The organism is Variovorax sp. SG517, assembly GCF_013376045.1.
GTDB lineage: Bacteria > Pseudomonadota > Gammaproteobacteria > Burkholderiales > Burkholderiaceae_C > Variovorax.
Genome location: NZ_JABMJG010000001.1, coordinates 127,767 through 153,464 on the forward strand (window position 1 = coordinate 127,767; position 25,698 = coordinate 153,464).

General features: G+C 68.8%; 20 protein-coding genes. 5 read left to right on the forward strand and 15 right to left on the reverse strand.

Going from position 1 to position 25,698, the window contains the following annotated elements; all coding sequences use genetic code 11:
• Positions 1–82: 82 nt before the first annotated feature.
• The gene (locus tag FHT32_RS00590; protein WP_019655123.1) at positions 83–886 is read right to left on the reverse strand and encodes an IclR family transcriptional regulator; all 804 of its coding nucleotides are present in this window, start codon (positions 884–886) and stop codon (positions 83–85) included.
• A gap of 199 nt (positions 887–1,085) precedes the next feature.
• Between FHT32_RS00590 and FHT32_RS00595 the strand changes: the two genes are divergently transcribed.
• From FHT32_RS00595 to FHT32_RS00615, 5 genes are all read left to right on the forward strand, one after another.
• Positions 1,086–1,853, forward strand: coding sequence for an ABC transporter substrate-binding protein (locus tag FHT32_RS00595; protein ID WP_019655122.1), 768 nt, complete (start codon positions 1,086–1,088; stop codon positions 1,851–1,853).
• A 14-nt stretch (positions 1,854–1,867) separates the two neighbouring features.
• On the forward strand, positions 1,868–2,539 hold the full coding sequence (gene ehuD, locus FHT32_RS00600; RefSeq protein WP_176662740.1) for an ectoine/hydroxyectoine ABC transporter permease subunit EhuD: 672 nt from the start codon (positions 1,868–1,870) through the stop codon (positions 2,537–2,539).
• On the forward strand, positions 2,536–3,297 hold the full coding sequence (locus FHT32_RS00605; RefSeq protein ID WP_176662741.1) for an amino acid ABC transporter ATP-binding protein: 762 nt from the start codon (positions 2,536–2,538) through the stop codon (positions 3,295–3,297). Before ehuD ends, FHT32_RS00605 begins: the two co-directional genes overlap by 4 nt.
• A complete protein-coding gene (locus FHT32_RS00610; RefSeq protein ID WP_176662742.1) occupies positions 3,294–4,574 on the forward strand; it encodes an FAD-binding oxidoreductase in 1,281 nt (426 codons plus the stop codon). Before FHT32_RS00605 ends, FHT32_RS00610 begins: the two co-directional genes overlap by 4 nt.
• 104 nt (positions 4,575–4,678) lie before the next feature.
• A complete protein-coding gene (locus FHT32_RS00615) occupies positions 4,679–5,071 on the forward strand; it encodes a nuclear transport factor 2 family protein (RefSeq protein WP_176662743.1) in 393 nt (130 codons plus the stop codon).
• 169 nt (positions 5,072–5,240) lie between these two features.
• Here FHT32_RS00615 and FHT32_RS00620 read toward each other — a convergent pair whose 3' ends face one another.
• From FHT32_RS00620 to xdhB, 14 genes are all read right to left on the reverse strand, one after another.
• The gene (locus FHT32_RS00620; RefSeq protein WP_176662744.1) at positions 5,241–5,612 is read right to left on the reverse strand and encodes a hypothetical protein; all 372 of its coding nucleotides are present in this window, start codon (positions 5,610–5,612) and stop codon (positions 5,241–5,243) included.
• 131 nt (positions 5,613–5,743) lie between these two features.
• Positions 5,744–6,400: a hypothetical protein gene (locus FHT32_RS00625; RefSeq protein WP_256098826.1), complete on the reverse strand. Its 657-nt coding sequence runs from the start codon at positions 6,398–6,400 to the stop codon at positions 5,744–5,746.
• A gap of 97 nt (positions 6,401–6,497) precedes the next feature.
• Entirely contained in the window at positions 6,498–7,436 is a 939-nt protein-coding gene (locus tag FHT32_RS00630; RefSeq protein WP_176662745.1) for an FHA domain-containing protein, read from the reverse strand.
• 21 nt (positions 7,437–7,457) lie between these two features.
• A complete protein-coding gene (locus FHT32_RS00635) occupies positions 7,458–9,707 on the reverse strand; it encodes a TOMM precursor leader peptide-binding protein (protein WP_176662746.1) in 2,250 nt (749 codons plus the stop codon).
• Positions 9,700–10,515, reverse strand: a complete 816-nt coding sequence (locus FHT32_RS00640) for a class I SAM-dependent methyltransferase (protein ID WP_218088065.1) — start codon at positions 10,513–10,515, stop codon at positions 9,700–9,702. Before FHT32_RS00640 ends, FHT32_RS00635 begins: the two co-directional genes overlap by 8 nt.
• Positions 10,516–10,549: 34 nt before the next feature.
• Positions 10,550–11,332 (reverse strand): BMA_0021/BMA_0022 family TOMM bacteriocin, encoded by a 783-nt coding sequence (locus FHT32_RS00645; RefSeq protein WP_176662748.1) that lies wholly within the window; start codon positions 11,330–11,332, stop codon positions 10,550–10,552.
• Between the two features lie 18 nt (positions 11,333–11,350).
• Positions 11,351–15,388 (reverse strand): TOMM system kinase/cyclase fusion protein, encoded by a 4,038-nt coding sequence (locus tag FHT32_RS00650; protein WP_176662749.1) that lies wholly within the window; start codon positions 15,386–15,388, stop codon positions 11,351–11,353.
• A 316-nt stretch (positions 15,389–15,704) separates the two neighbouring features.
• Positions 15,705–16,877, reverse strand: a complete 1,173-nt coding sequence (locus FHT32_RS00655; RefSeq protein ID WP_176662750.1) for a BMP family ABC transporter substrate-binding protein — start codon at positions 16,875–16,877, stop codon at positions 15,705–15,707.
• A gap of 49 nt (positions 16,878–16,926) precedes the next feature.
• Entirely contained in the window at positions 16,927–17,847 is a 921-nt protein-coding gene (locus tag FHT32_RS00660; RefSeq protein WP_176662751.1) for an ABC transporter permease, read from the reverse strand.
• 2 nt (positions 17,848–17,849) lie between these two features.
• Positions 17,850–18,998 carry an ABC transporter permease gene (locus FHT32_RS00665; RefSeq protein WP_176662752.1) on the reverse strand — a complete coding sequence of 383 codons (1,149 nt, stop codon included), beginning with the start codon at positions 18,996–18,998 and terminating at the stop codon, positions 17,850–17,852.
• Positions 18,991–20,523, reverse strand: a complete 1,533-nt coding sequence (locus tag FHT32_RS00670; protein ID WP_176662753.1) for an ABC transporter ATP-binding protein — start codon at positions 20,521–20,523, stop codon at positions 18,991–18,993. The genes FHT32_RS00665 and FHT32_RS00670 overlap by 8 nt, the downstream gene beginning before the upstream one ends.
• 124 nt (positions 20,524–20,647) lie before the next feature.
• On the reverse strand, positions 20,648–22,048 hold the full coding sequence (locus FHT32_RS00675) for an NCS2 family permease (protein WP_256098827.1): 1,401 nt from the start codon (positions 22,046–22,048) through the stop codon (positions 20,648–20,650).
• 75 nt (positions 22,049–22,123) lie between these two features.
• Positions 22,124–23,134, reverse strand: a complete 1,011-nt coding sequence (locus FHT32_RS00680) for a LysR family transcriptional regulator (RefSeq protein ID WP_176662754.1) — start codon at positions 23,132–23,134, stop codon at positions 22,124–22,126.
• Positions 23,135–23,237: 103 nt separating this feature from the next.
• Entirely contained in the window at positions 23,238–25,697 is a 2,460-nt protein-coding gene (gene xdhB / locus FHT32_RS00685; protein ID WP_176662755.1) for a xanthine dehydrogenase molybdopterin binding subunit, read from the reverse strand.
• Position 25,698: the final 1 nt, after the last annotated feature.

Here is a 25,698-nt window from a genome sequence, read left to right on the forward strand (position 1 = left end):
CTGCTGATGCAGCGTTGTGGCTGCGCAAAACGCGAAGCATAAGCGCAGCAGCAGCCGGCGCCATGCCGGAAAACTTATGGCGTCAATCCACGCTGCGCGCCGAGCTGGTGAGCGAGCGCGCGCAAAGCAGCAGCGTGGGCGCCAGCTTGCGCACCGCCTCCTCCAGCGTCCAGCGGCTGGTGGGCGCCACCACGTGCACCGAGGCCACCGGCCGCCCTTGCGCGCCCAGCACGGGTGCGGCGATGGTCATGTCGCCCAGGAAGAGTTCCTCGGCATTGGTGGCGAAGCCCTGCTGCCGCGCCTGGCGCAGCTCTTCCATGATCTCGTCCACGCCCGTGCGGGTGTGCATGGTGTGGGCCACGCGGTCGGACGACTCGATGAGCGCGCGCGCCTCGTCCTCGGGCAGCGCGCTCAGGAAGGCGCGCCCGGAAGCGGTGCAGTACATCGGAATGCGGCTGCCGATGGGCATGTGCACCGGCACGAACTGCGCGCTCACGAAGCGCGCCACGTAGACCATGTCCAGGCCGTCGGGCTCGGTGAGACAGGAGGTCTCGGTCGTCACCTTGGTGAGTTCCGACAGGAACGGGTTGGCCACGTCGATCAGCGAATGGGCCGCCAGGTAGTTGAAGCCGATCTCCATGACGCGCGGCGTGAGCTGGTAGCGCCGCGTCTTCGGGTGCTTGCGCACGTAGCCCAGCTTCTCGAGCGTGAAGACCATGCGCTGGGCCGAGCTCTTGGTGATGTCGGTGGCCTCGGCCACGTCGGCCAGCGTCATGGTGCGGCGCCGGGCGCTGAAGGCGCGCAGCACCGCCAGGCCCTTCTCCAGCGACTGGTTGAAAAGCAGGCTCTGGCTGTCTTCGGGGGCTGTGTCGGGTGTGGCGTCCATGGCTGGAGAGTATAGCGACAGTCGCTTTAAATATCGAATATCGATACTTTAGATTCGACTAGTGGTTTTCATTTATTGATCAGAGATTCAAAAGAATCGAATATTGGCATGCATGTTGCATCGCGGATGCCGACTGTTTTCTCTCACCTCCACTCACCTTCTTCTTCAATTTCCTTTCCTTCCTTCGAGGAGTGCTTCCATGAATCGCATCGTTCGCCGCCTTCATCGCCTGGCCCTGGGTCTTTGCTTCGCCGGCGCCGCCTCGCTGGCGGCCGCACAGGGCGCCGCGCCCACCTTCAACGTGGGCGCCACCGCCACCGGCGTGCCGTTCACCTTCCTCGACGTGAAGACCAACAGCATCCAGGGAATGATGGTCGACACCGTCACCGCCGTGGGCAAGGCGGGCGGTTTCAACGTGAACGTGCAGCAGACGGTGTTCTCGGCGCTCATCCCCTCGCTCACCGCGCGCAAGATCGACATCGTCTCGGCCGCCATGCTGAAGACGCCGGCGCGCCAGGAGGTGGTCGACTTCAGCGACCCGGTGTACTCCTACGGCGAGGGCCTGATCGTCAAGGCCGACGACACCCGCGCCTACGTCTCGCTCGACGAGCTCAAGGGCGAGGTGGTGGGCGCGCAGGTCGGCACGGTGTTCCTGGACATGCTCAACAAGAAGGGCATCTTCAAGGAGGTGCGCAGCTACGACTCGGTGGCCGACATGACGCGCGACCTCTCGCTCGGGCGCATCAAGGCGGGCCTCGGCGACCAGCCCATCATGGCCTACCAGATCCGCCAGAACACCTTCCCGGGCGTGAAGCTGGTCGACAGCTACAAGGCCGTGAACGTGGGCGATGTGTGCCTGGTGGTGCGCAAGGGCGACACCGAGACGCTGGCACGCATAAACAAGGCGATCGCGGCCATCAAGGCCGACGGCACGCTCGCAAAAATTGTCCAGAAGTGGGGCATCTGAAGGCGCGCTGACCGATGGCTGCTCCCACCTTCCTACAGCACGCGCAGGACTTCCTGCCCATCCTCCTGCAGGGCGCGATCGTCACCGTGCAGGTGACCGTGCTTTCCTTCCTGCTGAGCAGCGTGCTCGGCCTGGGCCTGGCGCTCATGAAGCTCTCGCCGGTGCGCTCCTTGTCGATGGCGGCCACCGCGGTCATCAACGTGATCCGGGGGCTGCCGATCATCGTGCAGCTCTTCTACATCTACTTCGTGCTGCCGGATTTCGGCGTGCAGCTCACGGCCTTCCAGGCCGGCGTGATCGGGCTGGGCATCGCCTACTCGGCCTACCAGGCGGAGAACTTCCGCGCCGGCATCGAGGCGGTCGACCCGGGCCAGCGCGAAGCCGCGCAGGCCATGGGCATGCGCTCGGCGCTGATCATGCGGCGGGTGATATTGCCGCAGGCCTTCCGCATCGCGCTGCCGCCCTACGGCAACACGCTGGTGATGATGCTGAAGGACTCCTCGCTGGTCTCGACCATCACCGTGGCCGAGATGACGCGCGCCGGCCAGCTCATCGCCTCGTCCACCTTCCAGAACATGACGGTCTACACGCTGGTCGCCCTGCTCTACCTGCTGATGAGCCTGCCGCTGGTGTACGGCCTGCGCCGGCTCGAGAAGCGATTCGCCGCCGGGAGGAAGCAGCCATGATCCACGTCGAGGGACTCGAGAAGCGCTTCGGCGCGCACCGCGTGCTGCAGGGCGTGAGCCTGCACGTGGACAAGGGCGAGGTGGTGTGCCTGATCGGCCCGTCGGGCTCGGGCAAGTCGACCGTGCTTCGCTGCATCAACGCGCTGGAGTCGTACGAGGGCGGCGAGATCCGCGCCTTCGGCGAGCGCGTGGACCGCAACGCGCCCGACATCCACCGGCTGCGCAGCCGCATGGGCATGGTGTTCCAGCGCTTCAACCTTTTCCCGCACCGCACGGTGCTGGAGAACGTGATGGAAGGCCCGGTGTACGTGCTGCGCCAGAGCGCGGCGCAGGCACGCGAGGAAGCCATGGCGCTGCTGGCCAAGGTCGGCCTGGCCGAGAAGGCGCAGGCCTGGCCCGCGCAGCTCTCGGGCGGGCAGCAGCAGCGCGTGGCCATCGCCCGCGCCCTCGCGATGAAGCCCGAGGCCATGCTGTTCGACGAGCCCACGTCGGCGCTCGACCCAGAGCTGGTCGGCGACGTGCTCGGCGTGATGCGCGCGCTGGCCGACGAGGGCATGACCATGATCGTGGTCACGCACGAGATGGGCTTCGCCCGCGAGGTGGCCGACCGCGTGTGCTTCCTGCACAGCGGCAGCATCGTCGAGGAAGGCCCGGCCGCGCAGGTGCTGGGCGCGCCGCGACACGCGCGCACGCAGGACTTCCTGCGGCGCGTGCTGCATCCTTCCGGTGCCGCGGCGTCCGCGGAGGTGCGCGCATGAGTGCTGGCGCACTGCCACCCTCCCTCTGGGCCGCCACTGCGCCGCCTGCCCCGCCGACACCGCCGCTGGCCGAATCTCGCAGGGCCGACGTGCTGATCGTCGGCGGCGGCTTCACGGGCCTCTCGGCCGCGCTGCACCTGGCCGAGGCCGGCGCGCAGGTCTGCGTGCTGGAGGCGCACGAGCCCGGCTGGGGCGCCTCAGGGCGCAACGGCGGGCAGGTGAACCCGACGCTGAAGCACGACCCCGACGAGCTGGTGCGGATCTTCGGCGCCGAGCGCGCCGAGCCGCTGATCGACGCGGTGTCGGGTTCGGCCGACCTGGTGTTCGACCTGATCGCGCGCCACCGCATCGACTGCCAGCCGGTGCGCAACGGCTGGCTGCAGCTTTCCTATTCGCAGAAGGACGTGGCCGGCCTGCACGCGCGCGCCGCGCAATGGGCCAGGCGCGGCGCGAAGACGGAAGCGCTGGACCGCGCAGCCGTCGCGGCGCGGCTGGGCACCGACACCTTCGCCGGCGGCTGGCTCGACGGCCGCGCCGGCGGCATCCAGCCGCTGGCCTACACGCGCGGGCTGGTGCGCGCCGCCCAGGGCCTGGGCGCGGCGGTGCATGGCGGCACCGAGGTCACGGCGCTGGAACGGCGCGGCGCGCAGTGGCACGCGAGCACGTCGACGGGCGCGAGCGTCACCGCCGGGCAGGTGCTCATCGCCACCAACGGCTACACCGGCGCGCTGTGGCCGGGCCTGAAGCGCACGGTGCTGGCGGCCAACAGCTTCATCGTGGCGACCGAACCGCTGAAGGGCGCGGCGGCCCACGCCATCCTGCCGCGCGGAGAGACGGCCTCGACCTCGCAGCGCCTGCTGCTGTACTTCCGCAAGGACGCACAGGGCCGCCTGCTGATGGGCGGACGCGGCCATTTCGCCGACCCGGCCGGCCCCGCCGATTTCGCGCACCTGGAGCGCTCGCTGGAGCTGCTGTTTCCGCAGCTCGGCCCGCTGCGCTACGAATACCGCTGGGCCGGCCGCATCGCCGTCACGCGCGACTTCATGCCGCACGTGCACACGCCGGCGCCGGGCATGACGATCGCGCTGGGCTACAACGGCCGGGGCATCGCGCTGGCCACGAGCATGGGCAGGCACGTGGCGGCGCGGATGCTGGATGCGGGGGCGGATTTTCCGTACCCGGTGTCGCCTATCCGGCCGATTCCGCTGCACGGGCTGCAGCGCTTCTACATCGCGGGCGGCGTGGCCTGGTACAGCCTGCTGGACCGGCTGTCCTGAGAAACGAGCCGCCGCGGAGTCGCCTATGCGCTCGCGGCGCCTTGCCACGCGGCGCGCGCCTGCGTCAAATGGCGGGCATCGACCACAACAGCCTCAGGAGACTCATGCCGATCGACACCCTCGCCACCTGGCACCGGCTCGTCAAGGAACGCGATGTTGCGGGGCTCGACGCCCTGCTCGACGACGACGCCGTCTTCCATTCGCCGGTGGTGCACACGCCCCAGGCCGGCAAGCGCATCACGAAGAAATACCTGGCCGCGGCGTTCCAGGTCTTCTTCAACGAGAGCTTCCGCTACGTGCGCGAACTGAAGTCGGAGCGCGACGCGGTGCTCGAATTCGCGCTGAAGCTCGACGGCATCCAGATCAACGGCGTCGACATGATGAAGTGGAACGACGAAGGAAAGATCACCGAGTTCAAGGTGATGCTGCGCCCGCTGAAAGCCGTGAACCTGATCCACCAGAAGATGGGCGCCCAGCTGCAGGCGCCCGCCTCCTAGCCGCTGCAGCTCTGCCCAACGCCCCTGCCTTTTCGCGGGACACCGCGGAACCGGCTTCGCCGGGCCGCAGGTGTCGCCCCCGGAAGGGGGTTGGCGAAGCGACACGAAGTGCGCGGAGCCTGGGGGAGAACCTATTCCGCCACGAAGTGCGCGGAGCCTGGGGGAGAACCTATTCCACTACGACCTGCAGCGTGCCCTGCACGCTGTACGCGCGCACGCACATGCGGGTCAGCTGCACCAGAAACTGGAACACCGCCGGCTCGCCCAGGCAGTCGGGCGTGATCGCCATGATGTCCTTGCGCAGCTCCATCAGCCGGTTGCCCGACATCGCCATCTCGGCGGAGGCGCCGTAGTAGTTCTTCCAGAAGTCCTGCAGCAGGCCGCGCTTGACCTCGTCGATCACCAGCGTGTAGCCCCGCTCCCAGACCGTTTCGGCCATGGGCAGGCAGTCGACGTCCGGGTCCTCCAGGCGCGCGCCCGGAGGCACCATGAACACGCGCCGCGTCGCGATCCGTTCAAACGCGGATCGCTGCGGGCGCATGGCCGGACTCCGCAAGTTCGCTGGCAACGACCGGCGTGGCGCGAGAAATGGGGAAATGATGGTTTGCAGCATGGCGTGTTGGCCTCATGGTCGACGTCCTCAACGGACCTGGATGTGTGACAGCAGGAATTTCAGGCCGCGAGCAGTCGCAGGCGGCTCGCGTTCGAATGGGCCAGGCTCTCCGGCTGGTCCCAGGTGTCGTCCGCGTTCAACGTGGTGGTCAGGGAGTACACGCCGGGCGGATAGCGCAGCTCCAGCGGGTTGTCGATCGCGCTCGCGTCGATCACGTCGCCTTCCTGGTAGTCGCCGTAGGCGAGGAAGTACTTCGGATTCGGCGAGATGGCCAGGTTCTGGTTGGGACGCGCCTGCACCGCGTACACCGTGCTTCCTCCCATGGTCACGCCCACGGCGGCGGCCGACCTGGCCGGGATGCCCGCCGACTGCGCGAGATAGAAGCGCGACTGCTCCGGCCCCTGCGTGGGGTTCATGAACCTGTAGGTGCGATTGCAGTCGAGCGTGATCTTGTTGTTCGGGCCGCTCGGCACGTAGGTCTCGGTGGGGGTGAACTGGGCGCCGGGCTGCAGCTCGCCGGTTTCGGCCCAGGAGAAGCCGGTGTCGACGCTCCACTGGAACTTGACGCGGGAGTTCGGCCCTGGGTTCGAGAACCTGACGAACCAGGCCAGCGACAGCGCATTCGGCGCCAACTGCGTCGGGTCGTTCTGGAACACCATGAAACAGCCCGGATGGCTCGCATGGTTGTTGACCGCGACGGAGTAGATCATTCCCATGGCAACTTCCCACAAGCAAGTGATTGACACTCCGGGCCACGATGGCTCCGGAGCTGTCACTCTAGGGAGTGCCGGGAACGAACGGAATTACAGAAGATTACACAGGTTGCGCCCCGCCACGTATCTCGAAGGGGTAGTTACCGAGGCGCACGTTGCCCCGGCGCCGCTCGACCAGCGGCGGCTCCGCCAGGTTCGGCGGCAGCGCATTCAGGATCTGGTGCTTGGCGCGGAAGATCTGGATGTTCACGTACGAGGGCTCCACGCCCAGCATGCGCGACAGCTCGTCCAGCCCGATCCAGCCCTGGCTTTGCGGCGCGACGCCCCTCTGGGCGTCCTTCTGGCGCAGCCGCGCGAGCGTGACCAGGGTGTAGTGGTGGATGCGCTCGCCCAGCGGCACCGACTTGCCCTGCGCCACCAGGTTCAGGCTCGTGTGCTCCTCGTTCTGGCTCACGTCGAAGTGCAGCGCCACGTCGGCAGCCGCCGGAGCCGGGGCGGCAATCGGGTTCTCGGAGGTGAAGGCCAGGTCGTCGCACAGCACGAACTCCCAGGTGCTGCCCGAGGTGCGGACCATCGCTCCGTCGCCCAGATGCTCGATGCCGTCGATGTGCTCCAGCATCCACTTGCCGTCCTGGAAATAGACGTTCGCCTCGGGCTGCTGCTCGTCCGGCAGCAGGTTCTCGCGCAGGCTCAGCGCCACCATGGCGCCGGCACCCTCGACGGGAAAGAGGCAGGTGGCCGGCGGAGCCAGGTCGTCCACGATCCAGACCGAGTCGTCGCCCACGCCCATGCGGACTTCGGCGCCCGCGGACAGCGCCGTCCACCGGCCGCTGGCCAGGCGCTCGCCGTTCATCGTGGTGCCGTTGCGACTCTGGTCGACGATTTCCCAGGTGTGCCTGTTCCAGCGAACCATCGCGTGAACCTGCGACACGTCCGGCGCCTGAAGCACCGTCTGGCACACCGAGGCGCGGCGACCGAAGGCGTGCACTGGCCGCAGCACGGTGGCTCTCCGGTCGAGCTTGTTCCTGAAGATGGCCATCTTTTCTTCTCCTTCGCGATATCAGACGTAAAGCGCCTGCGGATTCAGGTCTGCTTCACGTACCAGAGTGTCGCGCCATCCCAGCTCGACCGGCACGCGGTACAGGCGCGGATTGCCAAGCTCCGGCCAGATATGGCAAAGCCCCGGCACCACCACCTTCACCGTGCACAGCGGCACGTCGGGGCGAGTGTGGTCCAGGACGATGGTTTCCAGCCCGAGCGAGGCGGCGATGCCCACGCACCGGCGGATCTCGGCGGCGATGTCGGCCCGCCCCTCGGGAACGGCTGGCGCCGCGCCTGCCGTGCCCGCCGGCATGAGGAAGGCCAGCGGCGCGCCCTCCTCCGTGCCCTCCCCGACCTCCTCCGCGCCTTCGTCGGCCGGCACCGCAAAGGTCTTGCCGGCCGCGATCAGCTGGCTCATCTCCGTCAGCGCGCGCTCGCAGGCCAGCGGGCGGTCGGGGCTGCAGCCGAAGCCGATGGCCCAGGCGCCCGTGTCGCGGTGCCGGCCGACGGCAACCACCACCGGAATGCCGAAGTCATGCGTGATGTCGAGCACCCAGCGCTCCCAGCGCGGGCCGCAGGCGCGCTCGATGCGCCCGAGGATCTCGTCCGGCAGGCTGTCGAGCCCGATCGCCGGCCTGCGGTGCCGGCCGTACCACCAGACGGCGGCGGCATCGCGCTCCACCAGCTCCAGGAAGCCCTGGAGGATGGCCTCCTCGCGAGTGTTGCCCGCCGCGCAGCCGTTCGAAGTCCAGCCCACATGGAACTGGCTCTGCGCCGGCGCGTTGGCGAAGCAGAAGGACAGCGGCAGGTAGCGACGCTCGTCGGCCGTCAGCGACCAGGCGGGCGTCCACCACGTCGACGTTTCATGCGGCGAAGCCAACGGGACCACCGCGTGCGGCGGCTTGTGCGTACCGAAGCGCTCGCGCTGCCGCTCGCTGAAGAGCGCCAGCGCCCGTGGATCGATGCACGGCGCGTCCAGGTCGGCGGCTGGCGCGACCACCCACGCCTCGTCGCCCTGGAAGAAGGCGGCGTGCCGCTCGGCCGCCTCGCACAGCGCGCTGGCACGGGACTGCTCCATCGACATGCCCTTGCCCAGGCACACCTGGGTCAGCACGCCGGGAAGCGCGTCGTCGCCGGTCGGCGGCGTCCTGGAAATTTCGCTGCGATAGACCGTCAGCGCGCCCTGCGCCTCGGCATTGAGCGGCACGATGCGCGCGATCACGCCGCTCAGCGGGCTGACGTGGCGCATGAGCCGCTCCACCGTGACCGCCGCGGGCACCGTGCGCCAGCCGCCGTCGTGGCTGGCGGTGGGCAGGCCCGGCGCCAGCACGATGCGCTCGCGCTGCCGCCGCGCGACCAGCCCCGGCGTTCCGCAGTGCGGGCACTGCGGGCGGATGGCGATGGAGTGCTGCGGCTGCGGCGAATCGAGCACCTCCACCCGCGCGGCGTCGGCCTGCGCGGCGATGCGCAGCGCGACGGGCAACAGCCGCTCGAGCCGCTCGCCGACCAGCCCTGTGCCCGCCCGCACCGGAAAGCCCATGCCGGCGCTGCCATGCCGTGCCTGCCACCAGGCACGCGCCGGCCGGTTCCGCAGCCAGCGGTGCGCGAGGCAATGCCAGCACGGCCCGGGCTGCGCCGCGCCCGGCCTGAAGACGGGGCCGGCCATCGCCTGCTCGCCGGTCGGCTTGACCGGCAGCCAGGCGCAGCCGCGAGCGCGCTGCTGCGCGTCGATGGTGCCGAGCCGCGGGTCTAGGTAGTCGTCGCAGAACACGAGCGTGAGGCCGGTGCCGGCGGGCAGCCCTTGCGACAGGGCCAGCGCCCAGCGGCTCGCCGCCTCCTCGCTCACCGCGCCCGACAGCACGATGGCGTCCACGTCGGCCGAGAGAGCCGAGCCCACCGTGCGCGGCGTGCGCGTCGTGCGCGTCGTGCGCGAATACGCCTTCGAAAAATCAGGCACGAAATGGAACTCCGCGCCGTCCGCCGCCACGGGCCGCACGAGCCCCTGGCGCGCCAGCGCTTCGAGCGCATGCAGCATCTGCGCGAGCGGTGCGGCCGCGCCTTCGGCACGGCAATGCGCCGCGAGGCTGGTGCCTTCCCGCAGCACCCGCTCGACGGCCATCACGCCCGGCGAGCCGAGCACCAGCAGGTCGTTCTCGCTCGCGAGCAGCAAGCGGTCATCGAGCACCACGGGCGGCAGGAACCTGTCGTGCCAGCGAAAGACGTCGCCGAAGAAATCGGGCGGCGTGCCCTTGCCCGGGCCTTCACTCATCGGCTTGCGGGCCCAGTTCGAGACGCACCACGCCGTAGGGCCAGGCCCCGGTCGTGGACCGGAACGCGGCCTCGAACAGGCTGTGGCGCTCCGAGAACTGCGCGTAGATGTGGTCTTCGGACAGCACCCGCATCGCCGCCGGATGCAGGCCGGCGATCTGCGCCGCGCTCTCGAAGCCCGACACCACCGGCAGCCGCATGCCGCCCACGGCCATGGACTGGCGCGCGAGCACCGGATGAACGTGGTCGAGCAGCAGGACGCACGGGGCCTTCGCATGCTCGAAGCGCCCGGCAAGGCTGCGCAGCAGGGCTTCCAGCGGAGCCTGCGGCAGGTAGGGGCACACGCCCTCGAGCATCGCGAGCACCGGGCGTTCGCCGGGCAGGCCGGCGGCGTCGAGCCAGCTCGGATCGAGAACGGAGCATGCGAGCTCGCTCTCTTCTTCGCCGCGCGCGATGTGGCGTTCGCGCAGCTCGATGGCCTCGGGCAGGTCGATGTTGAGCCAGCGCGAGCGCGCCACCAGGGCGGGGGCTAGCCGGCTGCGCCGCGTGCACAGGCCCGCGCCCAGCGAGAGGCACAGGGCCTCCGGATGGGCGGAAAGGAATTCGGCCGCGAAACGGTCGAACAAGGCGGCGCGCAGGACGATGCTCCTGACGAAGGCCTCGTCCGCCGCATAGGCGGAGATGTCGAAGGGCAGCGACGCGGCGATGCGTCGTGCCTCGGGATCGGAGAACACCGACGCGTCGGCCACGGCGCCGGAATTGGCGCGCGCGGCCAGCGTCAGCAGGAGCGTGGCCGTCGCGCCCTGCAGCGCGCCTGCGGCCGGCCCCTGCCCTGTCGCGGACTCAGCAGGTGAACGGATAGGGGTCGCCCGTGTTGTTGTACGAGGTGAGCGCGACGGCGCGCATGCTCTCTTCCACCGGCGCCGTCGGGTAGTTCAGGCGGATGGCGTTCTTGATGAGCGAGCCGTCGGCGTTCTTCAGGTTCCATTCGCCCTTCGCTGCGTCCCAGGTGAGGGCCGAGTTGGTGGTGAACAGGATCTTGAAGTTGAACGGGTTGTTGTAGCCCAGCCATTGGCTCAGCACGTTCGCCTTGTCTACGTCGGGGTCGCGCGTCAGCTGATAGAGCAGCTCGGGCGATTGCCATGCGATGGCGATCGCGCGCAGCACCACGCCGCCGAAGGCCAGCAGCGAGCCGTCGCCGCCGCCCGGAATGCCCAGGCCCGTGGGCAGCGCGCCGCCGACGATGCCGGGAGGCGGCTCGAACGCCGCGGAGGCGCCCATGAAGTTCGGGAATAGCTGGTAGTAGGCGGCCAGGGCTTCGGTGGCATTCGACGAAGGTGCCTGCGGCAGCACGATGACGAAGGAGTCGTCGGGGCCGACCCAGCCGGAGGTGAGCATCGGCTTCCATTCGGCGCGCTGGGCCGGATCAGGGCTCAGGAACAGCGACACGTCGAGCAGGGGCCACAGCGTCGGCAGGCCAAAGTCGGCATGCAGCATGGGCTGGATGTCCTGCTGGTCGAGCAGCTTGGCGCGGTAGGCGTCCTCCTGCCACGAGCGGGCGATGGCGCGCAGGTAGGCAAGACGGAACTCGAGCAACGGATCGCCGCTTTGGACTGGGGAGGTCATGATTACTTCATCCTTGTTTCAAGAGGAAATGGGCGCATGCGGGAACATGCGCGCGGGCAATTCCGGCCGCAGCGCGGCCAGATCCTTCAGGCGCGCGGCCACGTCGGGCGAGGCGGAATCCGCCAGTGCCTGCAACGCCGCCAGGGCCTCGTATTCGGTTCTGTGCTTGGCGCCTTCGCGCGCCACCTCGGCGGCCTTCGAGAAGCACGCGGCCACCGCCTCGCGATCGCCGCCGGCGGCCTGCAGGTAGCGGGCCTTCTGCAGGTGCAGCTCGGAGCGGTAGAGCCCTTCCTTGAGCTCGTCGGTCATGCGCAGCGATTCGTCGATGCGCTCCAGCGCCTCGTCCCAGCGGCCGTTGGCGGCCAGCGTGTCGGCGGCGAAGGCGCGGTAATAGGTCTGGCAATAGCGGCAGCCCATGCCCCACAGCGCCTGGATCCAGGCATCGGCCTGGGCGATGTTGGCGACGTCGCCGGTGGCCCAGCAGCGGATGATCTCCGCGTAGCCCTGGAACGCCGGCAGGCCGTAGCGCTGCGTGATGCCCAGCAGCTCGCCGGTGCTCACCAGCGCGCGCGCCTTGTCGTTGCGGCCCTGATGGCCCAGGCTCTGGTAGAGCAGCGCCATGCTCAGCGACGGGATGTGCGACATCTCGCGGGCCCAGCGCACGGCATTGGTCGCGTCGGCGCGCGCGGCCGCGTCATGGCCCGCGAACCAGCGCACCAGCGCGCGGCCGGTGGTCGCCCACACGCGGGTGTCGAAGCCGAAGTCGGCCGCATGGTGCGCGTGGGCCTCGGGGTTGTAGCGCTCGACCGCGTCGCTCAGCGACTGCTCGGCGCGCTCGAAGTCACCGTCGGAATAGTGCGCGAGCCCGAGGTAGGTCTGCGCCGCGACGAACACGCCCTGGTCCTGGTGCTGCACGGCCTGGTCGAGCAGGCGGTTGCTCAGCTGCTGAACCTCGGCGCGGTTGCTGGCCACGTGGTGGAAGGTGATCAGCGTCCACAGGTGCTGCACCTGCTTCTCGCGCGGCACCTCGTCGGACAGCAGCTCCTGCGACAGCGCGATGCGGTCGACCACCTGCGCATGCGCCCAGCCGTACTTGTTCATCATGGCCTGCGTGACGTAGCTGTTCACGTCCAGCCGCGCCTCGCGCTGCGCCTCGCCTTCGAGGTGCGCCATCCAGCCGTCGATGTGCTGGGCGTAGGAAATCGTTTCGTCGTTGAGCGAGCGGTGCTGCGTAATGCGCAGCTGGCGCACCGCCAGCGCCACCGCCTGCGCGTACTCGCCCGCATCGGCCCAGTGCTGGGCCACGCTGCCGGGTTCGTTCGCCACGTATTGCGGCTGGCTGTCCATCAGCGTCTGCGCGACGTTGCGGTGCAGCTGCCGGCGCTGCGCGACCAGCATGCTCTCGTAAGCGGTGTCGCGGATCAACGCGTGGCGGAAGATGAAGCTGCCCGGCTGCCCGGCCGGCGCGACCAGGCCCGCGTCGAGCAGCACGGCCATGTCCTTGTCCATCGCCTCGGCGCTCTTGCCCGAGCAGGCGCACAGCAGCTCGGCATCGAACTGGCGCCCAATGGTGGCGGCGAGCTGCAGCAGGCCCTTGACCGGGCCGAGCCGGTCGAAGCGGCTCACCAGCGAGTCCCGCAGCGTGACCGGAATCGCCGCCGGCTGCGCGGTGTCCTTGAAGACCCAGATGCCGTCCTTCTCGACCAGGTAGGCGTCGAGCATCATGCGCGCCATTTCCTGGATGAACAGCGGCACGCCGTCGGTGCGCTGCACCACGTTGTCGATCACCTGCGGCGCGGCGACGCGCGGCGCCAGCGCCTGACGTGCCAGCTCGGCGGCCTGCGCGTCCTCGAGCCGGCGCACCTCGATGCACTCGGCCTGCATGGCGTCGGGCTTGACCCATTCGGGGCGCGCGGTGAGCACCAGCAGCACGCGGCGCTGCGGCAGCTGGGCGATCAGCTGCTCGACGAATTCGATGGTCGTGGGGTCGGCCCAGTGCACGTCCTCCAGCAGCAGCAACACCGCAGCCGACTCGGCCATGTGCAGCAGCCACTGCGCGATCGACTGCAGCAGCAGCGCCTTCTGCATCGGCGGCGACATCTGGCTCGGCGCGCGGTCGCCCAGCGGCAGCGACAGCCATGCGCAGAAGATCGGCAGCACGGCCTCGCCGTCGCAGCCTGCGGCCTGCAGGGCCTCGCGCAGGCGCTCACGGCGCGCCTCGGGCGAGGCGGCGTCGGGCACGGCGTCGAGCCGCTGGCGCAGCAGCGCGAGGAACGGCGTCAGCGCGTTGTTCTGGTTCTCGGGCTGGCACTGCGCGACGACGGTCTGCAGCCCTTCCTTGGCGACCTGCTCGCGCAGCACGTCGGCCAGGCACGACTTGCCGATGCCCGGCTCGCCGCGGATCCACACCGCGCCGCCCTGCCCTTCGCGGGCCCGGGTCCAGGCCGTACTCAGTTGCTGCAGCTCGGCCTCGCGGCCGATGCAGGCCTTGTGCAGCGCCTGCTCGGCGAAGCCGTCGGAGGCCAGCGCCTGCTGCTCGCCGCCGAGGCGGTAGGTCTGGATGCCGCCGGACTGGCCCGGCAGCGTCACCGTGCCGGCCTTGTCGAAGCTCGCGTGGCGGCTCAGCAGGCGGTAGCTGCTCTCGCTCGCCAGCAGCGTGCCGGTGTCGGCCACGCCTTCGAGCCGCACCGCGACGTTGACGGCGTGGCCCGACGGGATCTCGCCGGCCGCGACGATCGCCATGCCGGTGTGCATGCCCATGCGGATACCGAGGTGCACGCCGTGCTCCTGCTCGATGGCGGCGGAGCGCTGGCGGCTCAGCGCGATCAGCTCCATGGCCGTGCGTCCGGCCTGGCGCGCGTCGGTGTCGCTGGCGTGCGGATAGCCGAAGAGCACGATCATCCGGTCGCCCAGCGTGCCCGCGAGCAGGCCGCCGCGGCGGGTGGCGGTCTCGGAGAACAGGGCCAGCTCGTTGCGCTGGAGCAGTTCGAGGTTCTCGATGTCGGAGGGCAGGGCTTCATCGGCGCTCTCGTCGTCGGCCGCGTCGGGCCATACAGAAACGCTGCAGCACAGCACGGTGAGCTGCCGCTTCTCGGAGAAGCCGCGCGTGGTGATGACGGTCTGCGCCAGCGCTTCGTCCTGGGCCTGCTTGGCCGAACGCAGCACGCCCACGAGGTCATCCAGCCGCAGTCGGCCGAGCTCGGCCAGCAAGGTGGCGGCGGAATCGCTGCGGTCGGCCGCCTTCTTGCGCAATGCCTGGCGCAGCACCGAAGCCACCGGGTGGCTGGCGATCTCGGCGGGCAGCGGCACTTCCTGCGGGCTCAGCTGCTGGTGAAGGATCTCGGCCGCCGAGGCGCCGCGGATGGCGGGCGCGCCGGTGAGGCACTCGATGAACATCAAGCCCCATGCGTACAGGTCCGACTTCACGCCGGGCGGCTCGCCACGCAACTGCTCGGGCGCGCTGTAGGCCGGCGTGCCCAGCGCCTCGTCGGTCATCGTGAGCGTGGGGAACTCGTCGCCGCGGTTCGACGGAATGACGGTGCCGATGCCGAAGTCCAGCACCTTCGCGTGCGGCACGGCACCGGTGAAGGTGACCATCACGTTGTCGGGCTTCAGGTCGCGGTGCACGATGCCGGCGCTGTGCGCGCAGTCGAGCGCGTCGAGCACCTCGGCCATCAGGTGCCCCGTCTCGGTGGCGGTGAGTGAACCCTTGCGGCGGATCAGGCTGGTGAGCGTCTCGCCCGGCACGTACTCGAAGACGCCGTAGACGCAGGGGCCCTGCTCGCCCTTGTCGAGCAGCTGAACGATGTGCGGATGGTGCAGCGAGGCGCACAGCTTCGTCTCGCGATGGAAGCGCGCCACGCGCTGGCTTCCCACCTGCAGCTTCACGACCTTGATCGCGACCACGGTGCCCGTGCTCTTCTGCAGTGCACGATACACCGTGCCGTAGCCGCCGGCACCCAGCTCCTCCAGCAACTCGTAACCGGGAATCTCCAGCGGATCGGTCAGATTCGGCTGCAACGCCGGGGGCGTGGGATTGGTGACTGCGTCCTGCATTTCAGTCTCGTCGTGATGGAGCTTCGATAGTCCTCCGGGACTCGCCACGGTCGCGTTCCGCCCTGCGACGGTACGTAATAGTGACACTAATTGTTACTTTAGCGGAGACCAAGAGGTTTCAGGTAGGTAACCCCTCAAAAAAGAAAACCCGCAACACGTGCGGGCTGTTAGAACTTTTCGGTGTATATGCGTGAACTACGTCACAGGGCGAGCCCCATTCGGGAACACCGCGGAACCGGCTTCGCCGGGCCGCAGGTGTTGCCCCCGGTAGGGGGTTGGCGCATCGACACGAAGTGCGCGCAGCCTGGGGGCGAGCTTATTTCTTGTCGCCGCCCGGCACCTTGCCTTCCACGCCCTTGACGTAGAAGTTCACGCCCGACAGGAACTTGTCGTCGGCCACTGCGTCCTTGGCGACCACTTCCTTGCCGTCCTGGCCGAGGATCGGGCCCTTCCAGATCGCGAAGCTGCCGTCCTTCAGGCCCTTCTTCACTTCCTCGACCTTGGCCTTGGTCTCGGCCGGCACGTCCTCGGCGACGGACACGAGGTCGATCGCGCCTTCCTTCACGCCCCACCAGGCCTGGCCGGTGGTCCACTTGCCGTCCAGGGCTTCCTGGGTGGCCTTGATGTAGTACGGGGCCCAGTTGATGGTGGCCGAGGCCAGGTGGGCCTTGGGACCGTAGGCGGTCATGTCGGAGTCCCAGCCGAAGGCGCGCTTGCCCTTTTCCTGCGCGGTCTTGAGCACGGCCGGCGAGTCGGTGTTCTGGAACAGCACGTCGGCGCCGCCGTTGATGAGGGCGGTGGCGGCTTCGGTTTCCTTCGGGGGGCTGAACCACTCGTTCACCCACACGACCTTGGTCGTGATCTTCGGGTTCACCGACTGCGCGCCCAGCGTGAAGCTGTTGATGTTGCGCAGCACTTCGGGAATAGGCACCGAGCCGACCACGCCCAGCGTGTTGCTCTTGGTCATGGCGCCGGCAATGATGCCGGCCATGTACGCGCCCTCGTACGTGCGGCTGTCGTAGGTGCGCATGTTGTCCGAGGTCTTGTAGCCGGTGGCGTGCTCGAACTTCACTTCCTTGCTGTCGGCCGCGACCTTCAGCATGGGCTCCATGTAGCCGAAGGTGGTGCCGAAGATCAGCTTGTTGCCCTGTCCGACCATGTCGCGGAACACGCGCTCGGCGTCGGCGCCCTCGGGCACGCTCTCGACGAAGGTGGTCTTGATCTTGTCGCCGAATTCCTTCTCGAGCGCCTTGCGTGCGTTGTCGTGCGCGAAGGTCCAGCCGCCGTCGCCAACCGGGCCGACGTATGCGAATGCGATGTTCAGCGGCGCTGCCGGGGCCGGAGCCGCTGCGGCGGGTGCCGGGGCCGGCGCGGGTGCAGCCGCAGGAGCCGCCGCTTCTTCTTTCTTGCCGCAGCCGATCAGGGCCGCCGAAGCGACCGCCGTGAGGGCGGCCAGCTTGAGCAGGGAGCGCTTGTTCAGATCATTCATTGTCGGAAATCCTCAAAAGGACAGGTTGGCGGGAAAACGAAAAACGCGATTATGAGCCGGGGTAGAACGGTTTCCCGATGGAAGCCGGCATGTTGGCGCGGATGAAGGCCGGGTTGCGCGAGATCAGCGCCAGCACCACGATCGGCGCGATGTACTGCAGCATGCTGAGGAACTGCGCGGGCACGTCAACGCCGCTGCTCTGCAAGTGGAAGCCCAGCATCGACACGCCGCCGAACAGGTAGGCGCCCAGCAGCACCCGCACCGGCCGCCAGGTGGCGAAGGTGGTGAGCGCCAGCGCGATCCAGCCGCGGCCGGCCACCATGCCCTCGACCCACAGCGGCGTGTACACCGTCGAGAGATACGCGCCCGCCAGCCCGCACAGCGCGCCGCCCGCGATCACCGCCATGAAGCGGATGCGCCGCACCGGATAGCCCAGCGCATGCGCCGACTCCGGCGACTCGCCCACCGAGCGCAGCACCAGCCCGGCGCGCGTGCGGTAGAGGAACCAGATCAGCCCGAAGGTCAGCACCACCGCGAAATACACCATCGGGTGATGGCGGAACAGCGCCGGCCCGACCAGCGGAATGTCGCCCAGCACGGGAATGGCATACGAGGCGCTTTCCGGCAGCTTCGCCTGCACGAAGCTGATGCCAGCGAAGGCCGAGAAACCGACGCCGAAGAGGCTCAGCGCAAGCCCGGTCGCGTACTGGTTGGTGTTGAGCCAGATCACCAGCACGCCGAAGAAGGCCGCGAGCAAGGCGCCCGCCGCCATGCCCGCGAGAAAGCCGAGCCAGGGGTTGTGCGTGGTGACGACCGTCGCGAAGCCCGCGATGGCGGCGCACAGCATCATGCCCTCGGCACCGAGGTTGACGATGCCGGCCTTCTCGTTGATGAGCAGGCCCAGCGCCGCGATGGCGAGCACGGTGCCCGCGCTCAGCGTGGAACCCAAGAGGAGTGCGTAGCTTTCCATGGTCAGTGGCTCCCTTCGGTGGTACGCGCGACGGGTGCGGTAATGGGCGTGCTCGCCTGCAGCGAGGCGGTGGTCATGGAAGAGGCGGCCTTCGCGGCCGCCTTGCGCCGGATGCGGTAGGCGATGAGCGTGTCGCAGGCCAGCAGCGTGAAGAGCAGCAGCCCCTGGAACACGCCGGTGAGCGACTTCGGCAGCCCGAGGCGCGATTGCGCCAGCTCGCCGCCGATGTAGAACATGCTCATCAGGATGGCCGAGAAGATCATGCCCACCGGGTGCAGCCGCCCGACGAAGGCCACGATGATGGCCGCGAAGCCGTAGCCCGCCGGCACGTAGGGCGTGAGCTGCCCGAGCGGCCCGGCCACTTCGAGCGCACCAGCCAGGCCGGCGGCCGCGCCTGAGGTCAGCAGCGCGATCCACACCGCGCGCCGCGCCGAGAAGCCGGCGTAGCGCGAAGCCGCCGGTGCCAGCCCGCCGACCTGCTGCGCGAAGCCCGCGCGCGTGCGGAACAGGAACACCCACAGCGCGCCCGCTCCCACCAGCGCGATCACCAGCCCGATGCTCACGCGCGAGCCCTTGAACAGGCGCGGAATCTGCGTGACCGCCTCGAAGGTCTTGGTCTGCGGGAAGTTGTAGCCGTGCGGGTCCTTCCACGGTCCGTAGACCATGTAGCCCAGCAGCAGCGTGGCCACGTAGACCAGCATCAGGCTCACCAGGATCTCGTTGGCGTTGCACTTGTCGCGCAGGAAGGCGACGATGCCCGCCCACACCATGCCGCCGACGATGCCCGCCAGCAGGATGGCCACGACGATCCACTGCCCCGTGTTCTTGTCGGCCAAAAGCGCCACGCCGCCCGCGGCGATGGCGCCGAACACGAACTGCCCCTCGGCGCCGATGTTCCACACGTTGGAGCGGAAGCACACCGCCAGCCCCAGCGCGATGATGAGCAGCGGCGTCGCCTTCACCATCAGTTCGCCAATGGCGTAGCCGTTCTTGATGGGCTCGTAGAAGAACACCAGCAGACCCTTGACCGGGTCCTTGCCGAGCGCGGCGAAGAGCGCGACGCCGATCAGCACGGTGATCAGCAGGGCCAGGATCGGCGACGCATAGCTCCAGAAGCGCGAAAGCTCCGGACGCGGTTCGAGCTTAAGCATGGGCCGCCTCCGAAGTCTTGTTGCCGGCGCCGTGCCACAGCCCGCTCATCCACTCGCCGATCTGCTGCAGCGTCGCTGCGGCACGGTCGATGGAAGGCGACAGCCGCCCCTTGGCGATCACGTGCAGCCGGTCGCTGATGTTGAACAGCTCGTCGAGTTCCTCGCTGATCACCAGCACGGCGCAACCCGCATCGCGCAGCGCGAGGATCTCGGCGTGGATCAGCGCGGCCGCGCCCACGTCCACGCCCCAGGTCGGCTGCGAGACGACGAAGAGCTTCGGCTTTGCGTCGATCTCTCGCCCGACGATGAATTTCTGCAGGTTGCCGCCCGAGAGCGAGCGCGCCGCCGCCCTCGGACCACCGGCCTTGACCTTGAAGCGCTCGATGATGGCCTTGGCCTGGCGCTCCAGCGTGCCGGTGCTGATCCATCCGCCCCGGCCCACCGCCTCGCTGCGCGTGAGCAGCAGGTTGTGCGCCAGCCCCAGCGTGGGCACCGCGCCGCGGCCCAGCCGCTCTTCCGGCACGAAATGCAGGCCCAGCGCACGCCGCGCCCGAGGCCGCAGCCGGCCGGCGGGCTTGTCGAACACGCGCACCATCGGCGCCTCGGCCCGCACGTCCTCTCCGGAAAGCGCGTAGAGCAGTTCCTTCTGGCCGTTGCCCGATACACCCGCGATGCCGACGACCTCGCCCGCGCGCACCTCGAAGGAGATGCCGTCGAGATCGACGCCGAACTGGTCCTCGCGCGCCAGCGACAGCCCGTCGACGCGCAGCGCCACGGCGCCCGCGTGCACCGGGCGGTGCTGCAGCGGCGGAGGCTCGCTGCCGATCATCAGCCGCGACAGCGACTGCGTGCTCTCGTTCTGCGGATTGCACACCCCCGTCACCTTGCCGCCGCGCAGCACCGTGCAGGCGCTGCACAGTTCCTGGATCTCGTGCAGCTTGTGGCTGATGTAGAGGATGCTGCAGCCCTCGGAAGACAGCTTCTTCAGCACGGTGAAGAGCTTGATCACCGCCTGCGGCGTCAGCACCGAGGTCGGCTCGTCGAGGATCAGCAGCCGGGGGTTGGTGAGCAGCGCGCGGATGATCTCCACCCGCTGCATCTCGCCCACCGACAGCGTGTGCACCGGCCGCGCCGGGTCGATGTCGAGGCCGTACTCGCTCGCCTTGGCCGTGATGCTGCGCGTGACCTCGGCCAACTGCAGCGACTTGTCCAGGCCCAGCCAGACGTTCTCGGCCACGGTGAGCGTGTCGAACAGGCTGAAGTGCTGGAACACCATGCTGATGCCCAGCGCCCTCGCCTGCTGCGGGTTGCGCAGGCTGACGGCCTGGCCGTCGAACATCACCGTACCTTCGTCGGGCTTGACCGACCCGTAGATGATCTTCATCAGGGTCGACTTGCCGGCGCCGTTCTCGCCGAGCACGGCGTGGATCTCGCCGGGCGCGACGCTCAGGGAGATGTCGCTGTTGGCCACCACCGCGGGGTACCGCTTGGTGATGTTCGCGAGCTGGAGTCTGGGGGTTGTCATGCCGGGTTTCGTGGATTTGTCTCGTTCAACAGCAACAAAGCGGGAACGGCCATGAGTCTAATGGCGTCCCCGCGACCATCGGCGCCCGACGGCGCTTCGCTCAGCTCTCAGTTCATGGCTTCAATCAGTGCCCACCGATGTAGGCGAACTTGAAGAGGAACACGGCTGCGATGACCCAGACCATCGCATGCACTTCCCGTGCCCGCCCGGTGCACAGCTTCAGCACCGCGTAGGTGATGAAGCCGAAGGCCAGGCCGTTGGCGATCGAGTAGGTGAAAGGCATGGCCAGCGCGGTCACGGCCGCAGGGATCACCTCGGTGGTGTCCTCCCAGTCGAGCTCGACCAGGTCGCGCAGCATCAGGCAGCCCACGAAAAGCAGCGCCGGTGCGGTGGCGTAGGCCGGCACCGAGCCCGCCAGCGGCGAGATCATCAGGCAGGCCAGGAAGAGCAGCGCAACCACCACCGCCGTGAGGCCGGTGCGGCCGCCCGCCTGCACGCCGGCCGCGCTTTCCACGTAGGCCGTGGTGCTCGATGTGCCCAGCAGCGAGCCCGCGAAGATCGCGCCGCTGTCGGCCAGCAGCGCTTTGTTCATTCGCTCCATCTTGCCCGGCACCAGCAGGCCGGCGCGCTTGGCCACGCCCATCAGCGTGCCGGTGGCGTCGAACATCTCGACCAGGAAGAACACCAGCACCACGTTCAGGATGCCGCCCTTGAGCGCGCCCAGGATGTCCAGCTGCATGAAGGTCGGCGCGATGGACGGCGGCGCGTCGAACACGCCGTGGAACTTGTTGCCGCCGAAGAAGAACGACAGCACCGTCACCGTGATGATCCCGATCAGGATCGCGCCGCGCACTTTCAGCTTGTCCAGCGCCACGATGATGAGGAAGCCCAGCGTCGCCAGGATCACCGGCGCCGAGTGCAGGTCGCCCAGCGTGACGAAGGTGGCGGGCGATGCGGCCACCACGCCCGCGCTCTTCAGTGCGATGAGCGCCAGGAACATGCCGATGCCCACCGTGATCGCCGTTCGCAGCGACTGCGGTATGCCCTGTATGAAGAGCTCCCGCAGCCCGGTGACCGTGACGATCAGGAACAGGCAGCCCGAGATGAACACCGCGCCCAGCGCCACCTGCCACGTGTAGCCCATGCCCAGCACCACCACATAGGAGAAGTAGGCGTTCAGGCCCATGCCCGGCGCCATGGCGATCGGGTAGTTGGCATACAGGCCCATGATCAGCGTGCCCAGCGCCGCGATCAGGCAGGTGGCCACGAAGACCGCGCCCTTGGGCATGCCCGCATCACCGAGGATCGACGGGTTCACGAAGATGATGTAGGCCATCGTCAGGAAGGTGGTCAGCCCCGCGATGACCTCTGTGCGCACGGTGGTGTTGTGCGCGCTGAGCTTGAACAGGCGTTCAAGCAGACCCGAGCCGCTTGCGCTGCCCACAGCCGCGCGCGGGCGCGCGGACTCGACATGCCCCGGCGCGCGGGGCTCGGCGCCTTTCGGCGCCTGTTCAAACGTACTCATTTCGCTTGTCTCCAGCTGTTGTAGTGGCGGTTTCATCGTTGCCCCGCTCACGACGCCGGCGCGAACGGGGTTCTCTCAGGGATCCGATGTTTCAGGTGCGGCGGGCGGGCGCGCTGTCGTGCCGGGGGCGCCGGGTCCGCCGGGTATGGCCGAAACCGGAGGCCGCAGCGACGCCGCCACCTCCTTGATGCATTCGCGCAGCCAGCGCGCCGAGCTCGACGAATGGGTGCGTTCGTGCCAGAGCTGGTAGTACATGAGGCGCGGCAGCGCCACCGGGCATTCGAGGATCTTCAGCGGCAGCCGTGAGGCGAAGCGCTCGCAGTACTGGCGCCCCGTGGTCAGCACCAGCAGGCTGGAGGCAACCATGTCGGGAATCAGCCCGAAGTGCGCGCAGCGCGCCGTGATGTTGCGCTGCCGGCCCAGCTCGTCGAGCATCTGGTCGATGATGCCGCGCCCGCCCGGATGCATGGGCGTGGGCGCGATGTGCTCGGCCGCCAGCCAGGTCTCCAGGTCCCAGCCGCGGCGCACCGCCGGATGGTCCTTGTTGACCAGCGAGACCACGTCGTCCCCGAAGAGCCGCGCCATGTGCAGGTCTTCCGGCGGCTTGAGCCAGTTGCCGATCACCAGGTCGACCTGGCCGAGCGCCAGGTGCCCGTGGTAGTCCGAGTCGGGCGTGAGCGCATGGATCTCGATCTGGCACAGCGGCGCGTCGCGCTTGACCTGCGCGACCAGCATCGGCAGGAACAGCGGGTCCATGTAGTCGCTGGCCGCGATGCGGAAGGTGGTGGCCGCCGACTGCGGATCGAAGCCGCGCGCGTCCGAGAACAGCATCTCTGCCGCGCGAAGGATGCTCGCGGCCGGTTCGATCATGCGCAGCCCCGCGTCGGTCGGCACCATGCCCGAGCCCGAGCGCACCAGCAGCGGATCGCCCGAGAGCTCGCGCAGCCGCTTCAGCGCCGCCGACACCGCCGGCTGGTACATGCCCAGCCGGATGGCAGCACGCGAGACGCTGCGATCGGTCAGCACGGTGTGAAGCACCCTGATGAGGTGTAGATCGATCTTGTCGAAAAGAGCCTGGTCTCTCATGGCTGTTCACACCTTTCCTGTCTGTGCGAACAGTTATACAGCGCGGCATTTGGCGAGACTCGGTATGGGAGTGAAGCTCGGACCGTGCGAGCACGGCCCGCGGTCATTCGGCCGATGCCGCCTGCACCACCGTGATGGCGCGAAGAATCGACTCGCTCGTGGCCGGCGCCTTCAGCGGCGGATCGACCCTGTGCCCGCCCGCGGCCGACACCGCGTCGCGGATCGCGAAGAACACCGAGAACGGCAGCAGGAGCGGCGGCTCGCCCACGGCCTTGCTGCGGTGGATCGAGTCCTCGAAGTTCTGGCCCTCGAACAGGCGCACGTTGAACACCGGCGGGCAGTCGTTGGCCGTCGGGATCTTGTAGGTGCTGGGCGCGTGCGTGGTGAGCTTGCCGCTTTGCGGGTGCCACACCAGCTCCTCGGTGGTGAGCCAGCCCATGCCCTGGATGAAGGCGCCCTCGACCTGGCCGATGTCCACCGCCGGGTTCAGCGACTTGCCCGCGTCGTGCAGGATGTCGGCGCGCAGCAGCTTCCATTCGCCGGTGAGCGTGTCCACGATCACCTCGCTCACCGCCGCGCCGTAGGCGTAGTAGTAGAACGGGCGGCCCTGCATCTTGTCCTTGTCCCAGCTCAGGCCGGGCGTGGCATAGAAGCCGTCGGACCACAGCTGCTTGCGGTCGAGGTAGGCCTCGCCCACCACGGTGCTGAAGGCCAGCGAGCGGCCGTTGACCTCGACCGTGTCGTTGGCAAAGCGCACTTCGCTCGCCTTGCCGCCGTGGCGCTCGGCCGCGCATTCGGCCAGGCGCTCTTTGATCTGGCGCGCCGCGTCCTGCGCGGCCTTGCCGTTGAGGTCGGCGCCGGTCGATGCGGCCGTGGCCGAGGTGTTCGCCACCTTGGTCGTGTCGGTGGCGGTGACGCGCACGCGCTCGAAGCTCACGCCCAGCTCGTGCGCCACCACCTGGGCCACCTTGGTGTTCAGGCCCTGCCCCATCTCGGTGCCGCCATGGTTCACCAGGATCGAGCCGTCGGTGTACACGTGCACCAGCGCGCCGGCCTGGTTGAAGTGCTTCACGTTGAAGGAGATGCCGAACTTCAGCGGCGCCAGCGCCAGCCCGCGCTTGAGCACCGGGCTCTTCGCGTTGAAGGCGGCGATGTCCTCGCGACGCGCGCGGTAGTCGCTGCTGGCCTCCAGGTCGGCCACGAGTTCGTGGACGATGTTGTCGGTCACGGTCTGGCGGTACGGCGTGACGTTGTTTTCGGTCTTGCCGTAGAAGTTGACGCGCCGCACGTCCAGCGGGTCGCGCTTCAGCGCGCGGGCCACCGAGTCCAGGATGTTCTCGATGGCAATGGCGCCCTGCGGACCGCCGAAGCCGCGGAAGGCCGTGTTGCTCTGCGTGTTGGTCTTGCCCGAGAAGCCGTGCATGGCCACGTTGGGCAGCCAGTAGGCGTTGTCGAAGTGGCACAGCGCGCGGGTCATCACCGGGCCCGAGAGGTCGGCCGAGTGGCCAGCGCGCGAGACCATCGCGATCTCCGCGCCGAGGATGCGGCCCTCGCCGTCGTAGCCCACTTCGTACTCGTACCAGAAGCAATGGCGCCGGCCGGTGACCATGAAGTCGTCGTCGCGGTCCAGCCGCAGCTTCACCGGGCGCTGCAGCTGCCGTGCCGCGATGGCGGCCACGCAGGCGAAGAGCGCCGACTGCGACTCCTTGCCGCCGAAGCCGCCGCCCATGCGCCGGCATTCGACGTGCACCTCGTTCGACTGCAGGTGCAGCGCATGCGCCACCAGGTGCTGCATCTCGCTCGGATGCTGCGTGGAGCAGTGGATGTGCAGCGCGCCGCCTTCCTTCGGAATGGCGTAGCTGATCTGGCCTTCCAGGTAGAACTGCTCCTGCCCGCCCACGTCGAAGGTGGCCTTGTGGCGGTGCGGCGCCGCGGCGATGGCGGCGCGCACGGCCGCCTCGTCGCCCTCGTTGGCGGCACCGCCGCTGCGCACGATGTGCATCGGCGGCACCACGTACTGGCCGCGCTCGTGTGCGGCCTGCGGCGTGAGCACGGGCGGCTGCGCCTCGATGGTCAGCGCGTCCTTGGCCTTCGCGGCGGCGCGGCGCGCGGCGTCGCGCGTCTCCGCGATCACGGCGAACACCGGCTGACCGAGGTAGCGGATCTCGCCGCCGTCGTTCACCGGCAGCAGGATGGGGTCGTCATGGATGATCGAGCCGCAGTCGTTGGTGCCCGGAATGTCGTTGGCCGTGATGACCGCGACCACGCCCGGCATCGCGCGGATGGCGTCCAGCGAGATCGCCGTGACGCGCCCGTTGGCCGCCGGCGAAAGCCCCAGCGCGCAGTGCAGCGTGCCGGCGAGCTCGGGAATGTCGTCGATGTAGGTGGCCTCTCCGGCCACGTGCAGATGGGCCGACTCGTGCGGGCGGCTGATGCCCACGCGCATGCCGCGCTCGTGCGCCAGCGCCTCGGCGCCCACGTCGATGCGGGCGGCGGTGTTGGCCAGGTAGTCGGCGAAGGCCTCGGCGGGCTGCAGCAGGCGGGCGTCGATGGGTTTGTTCATG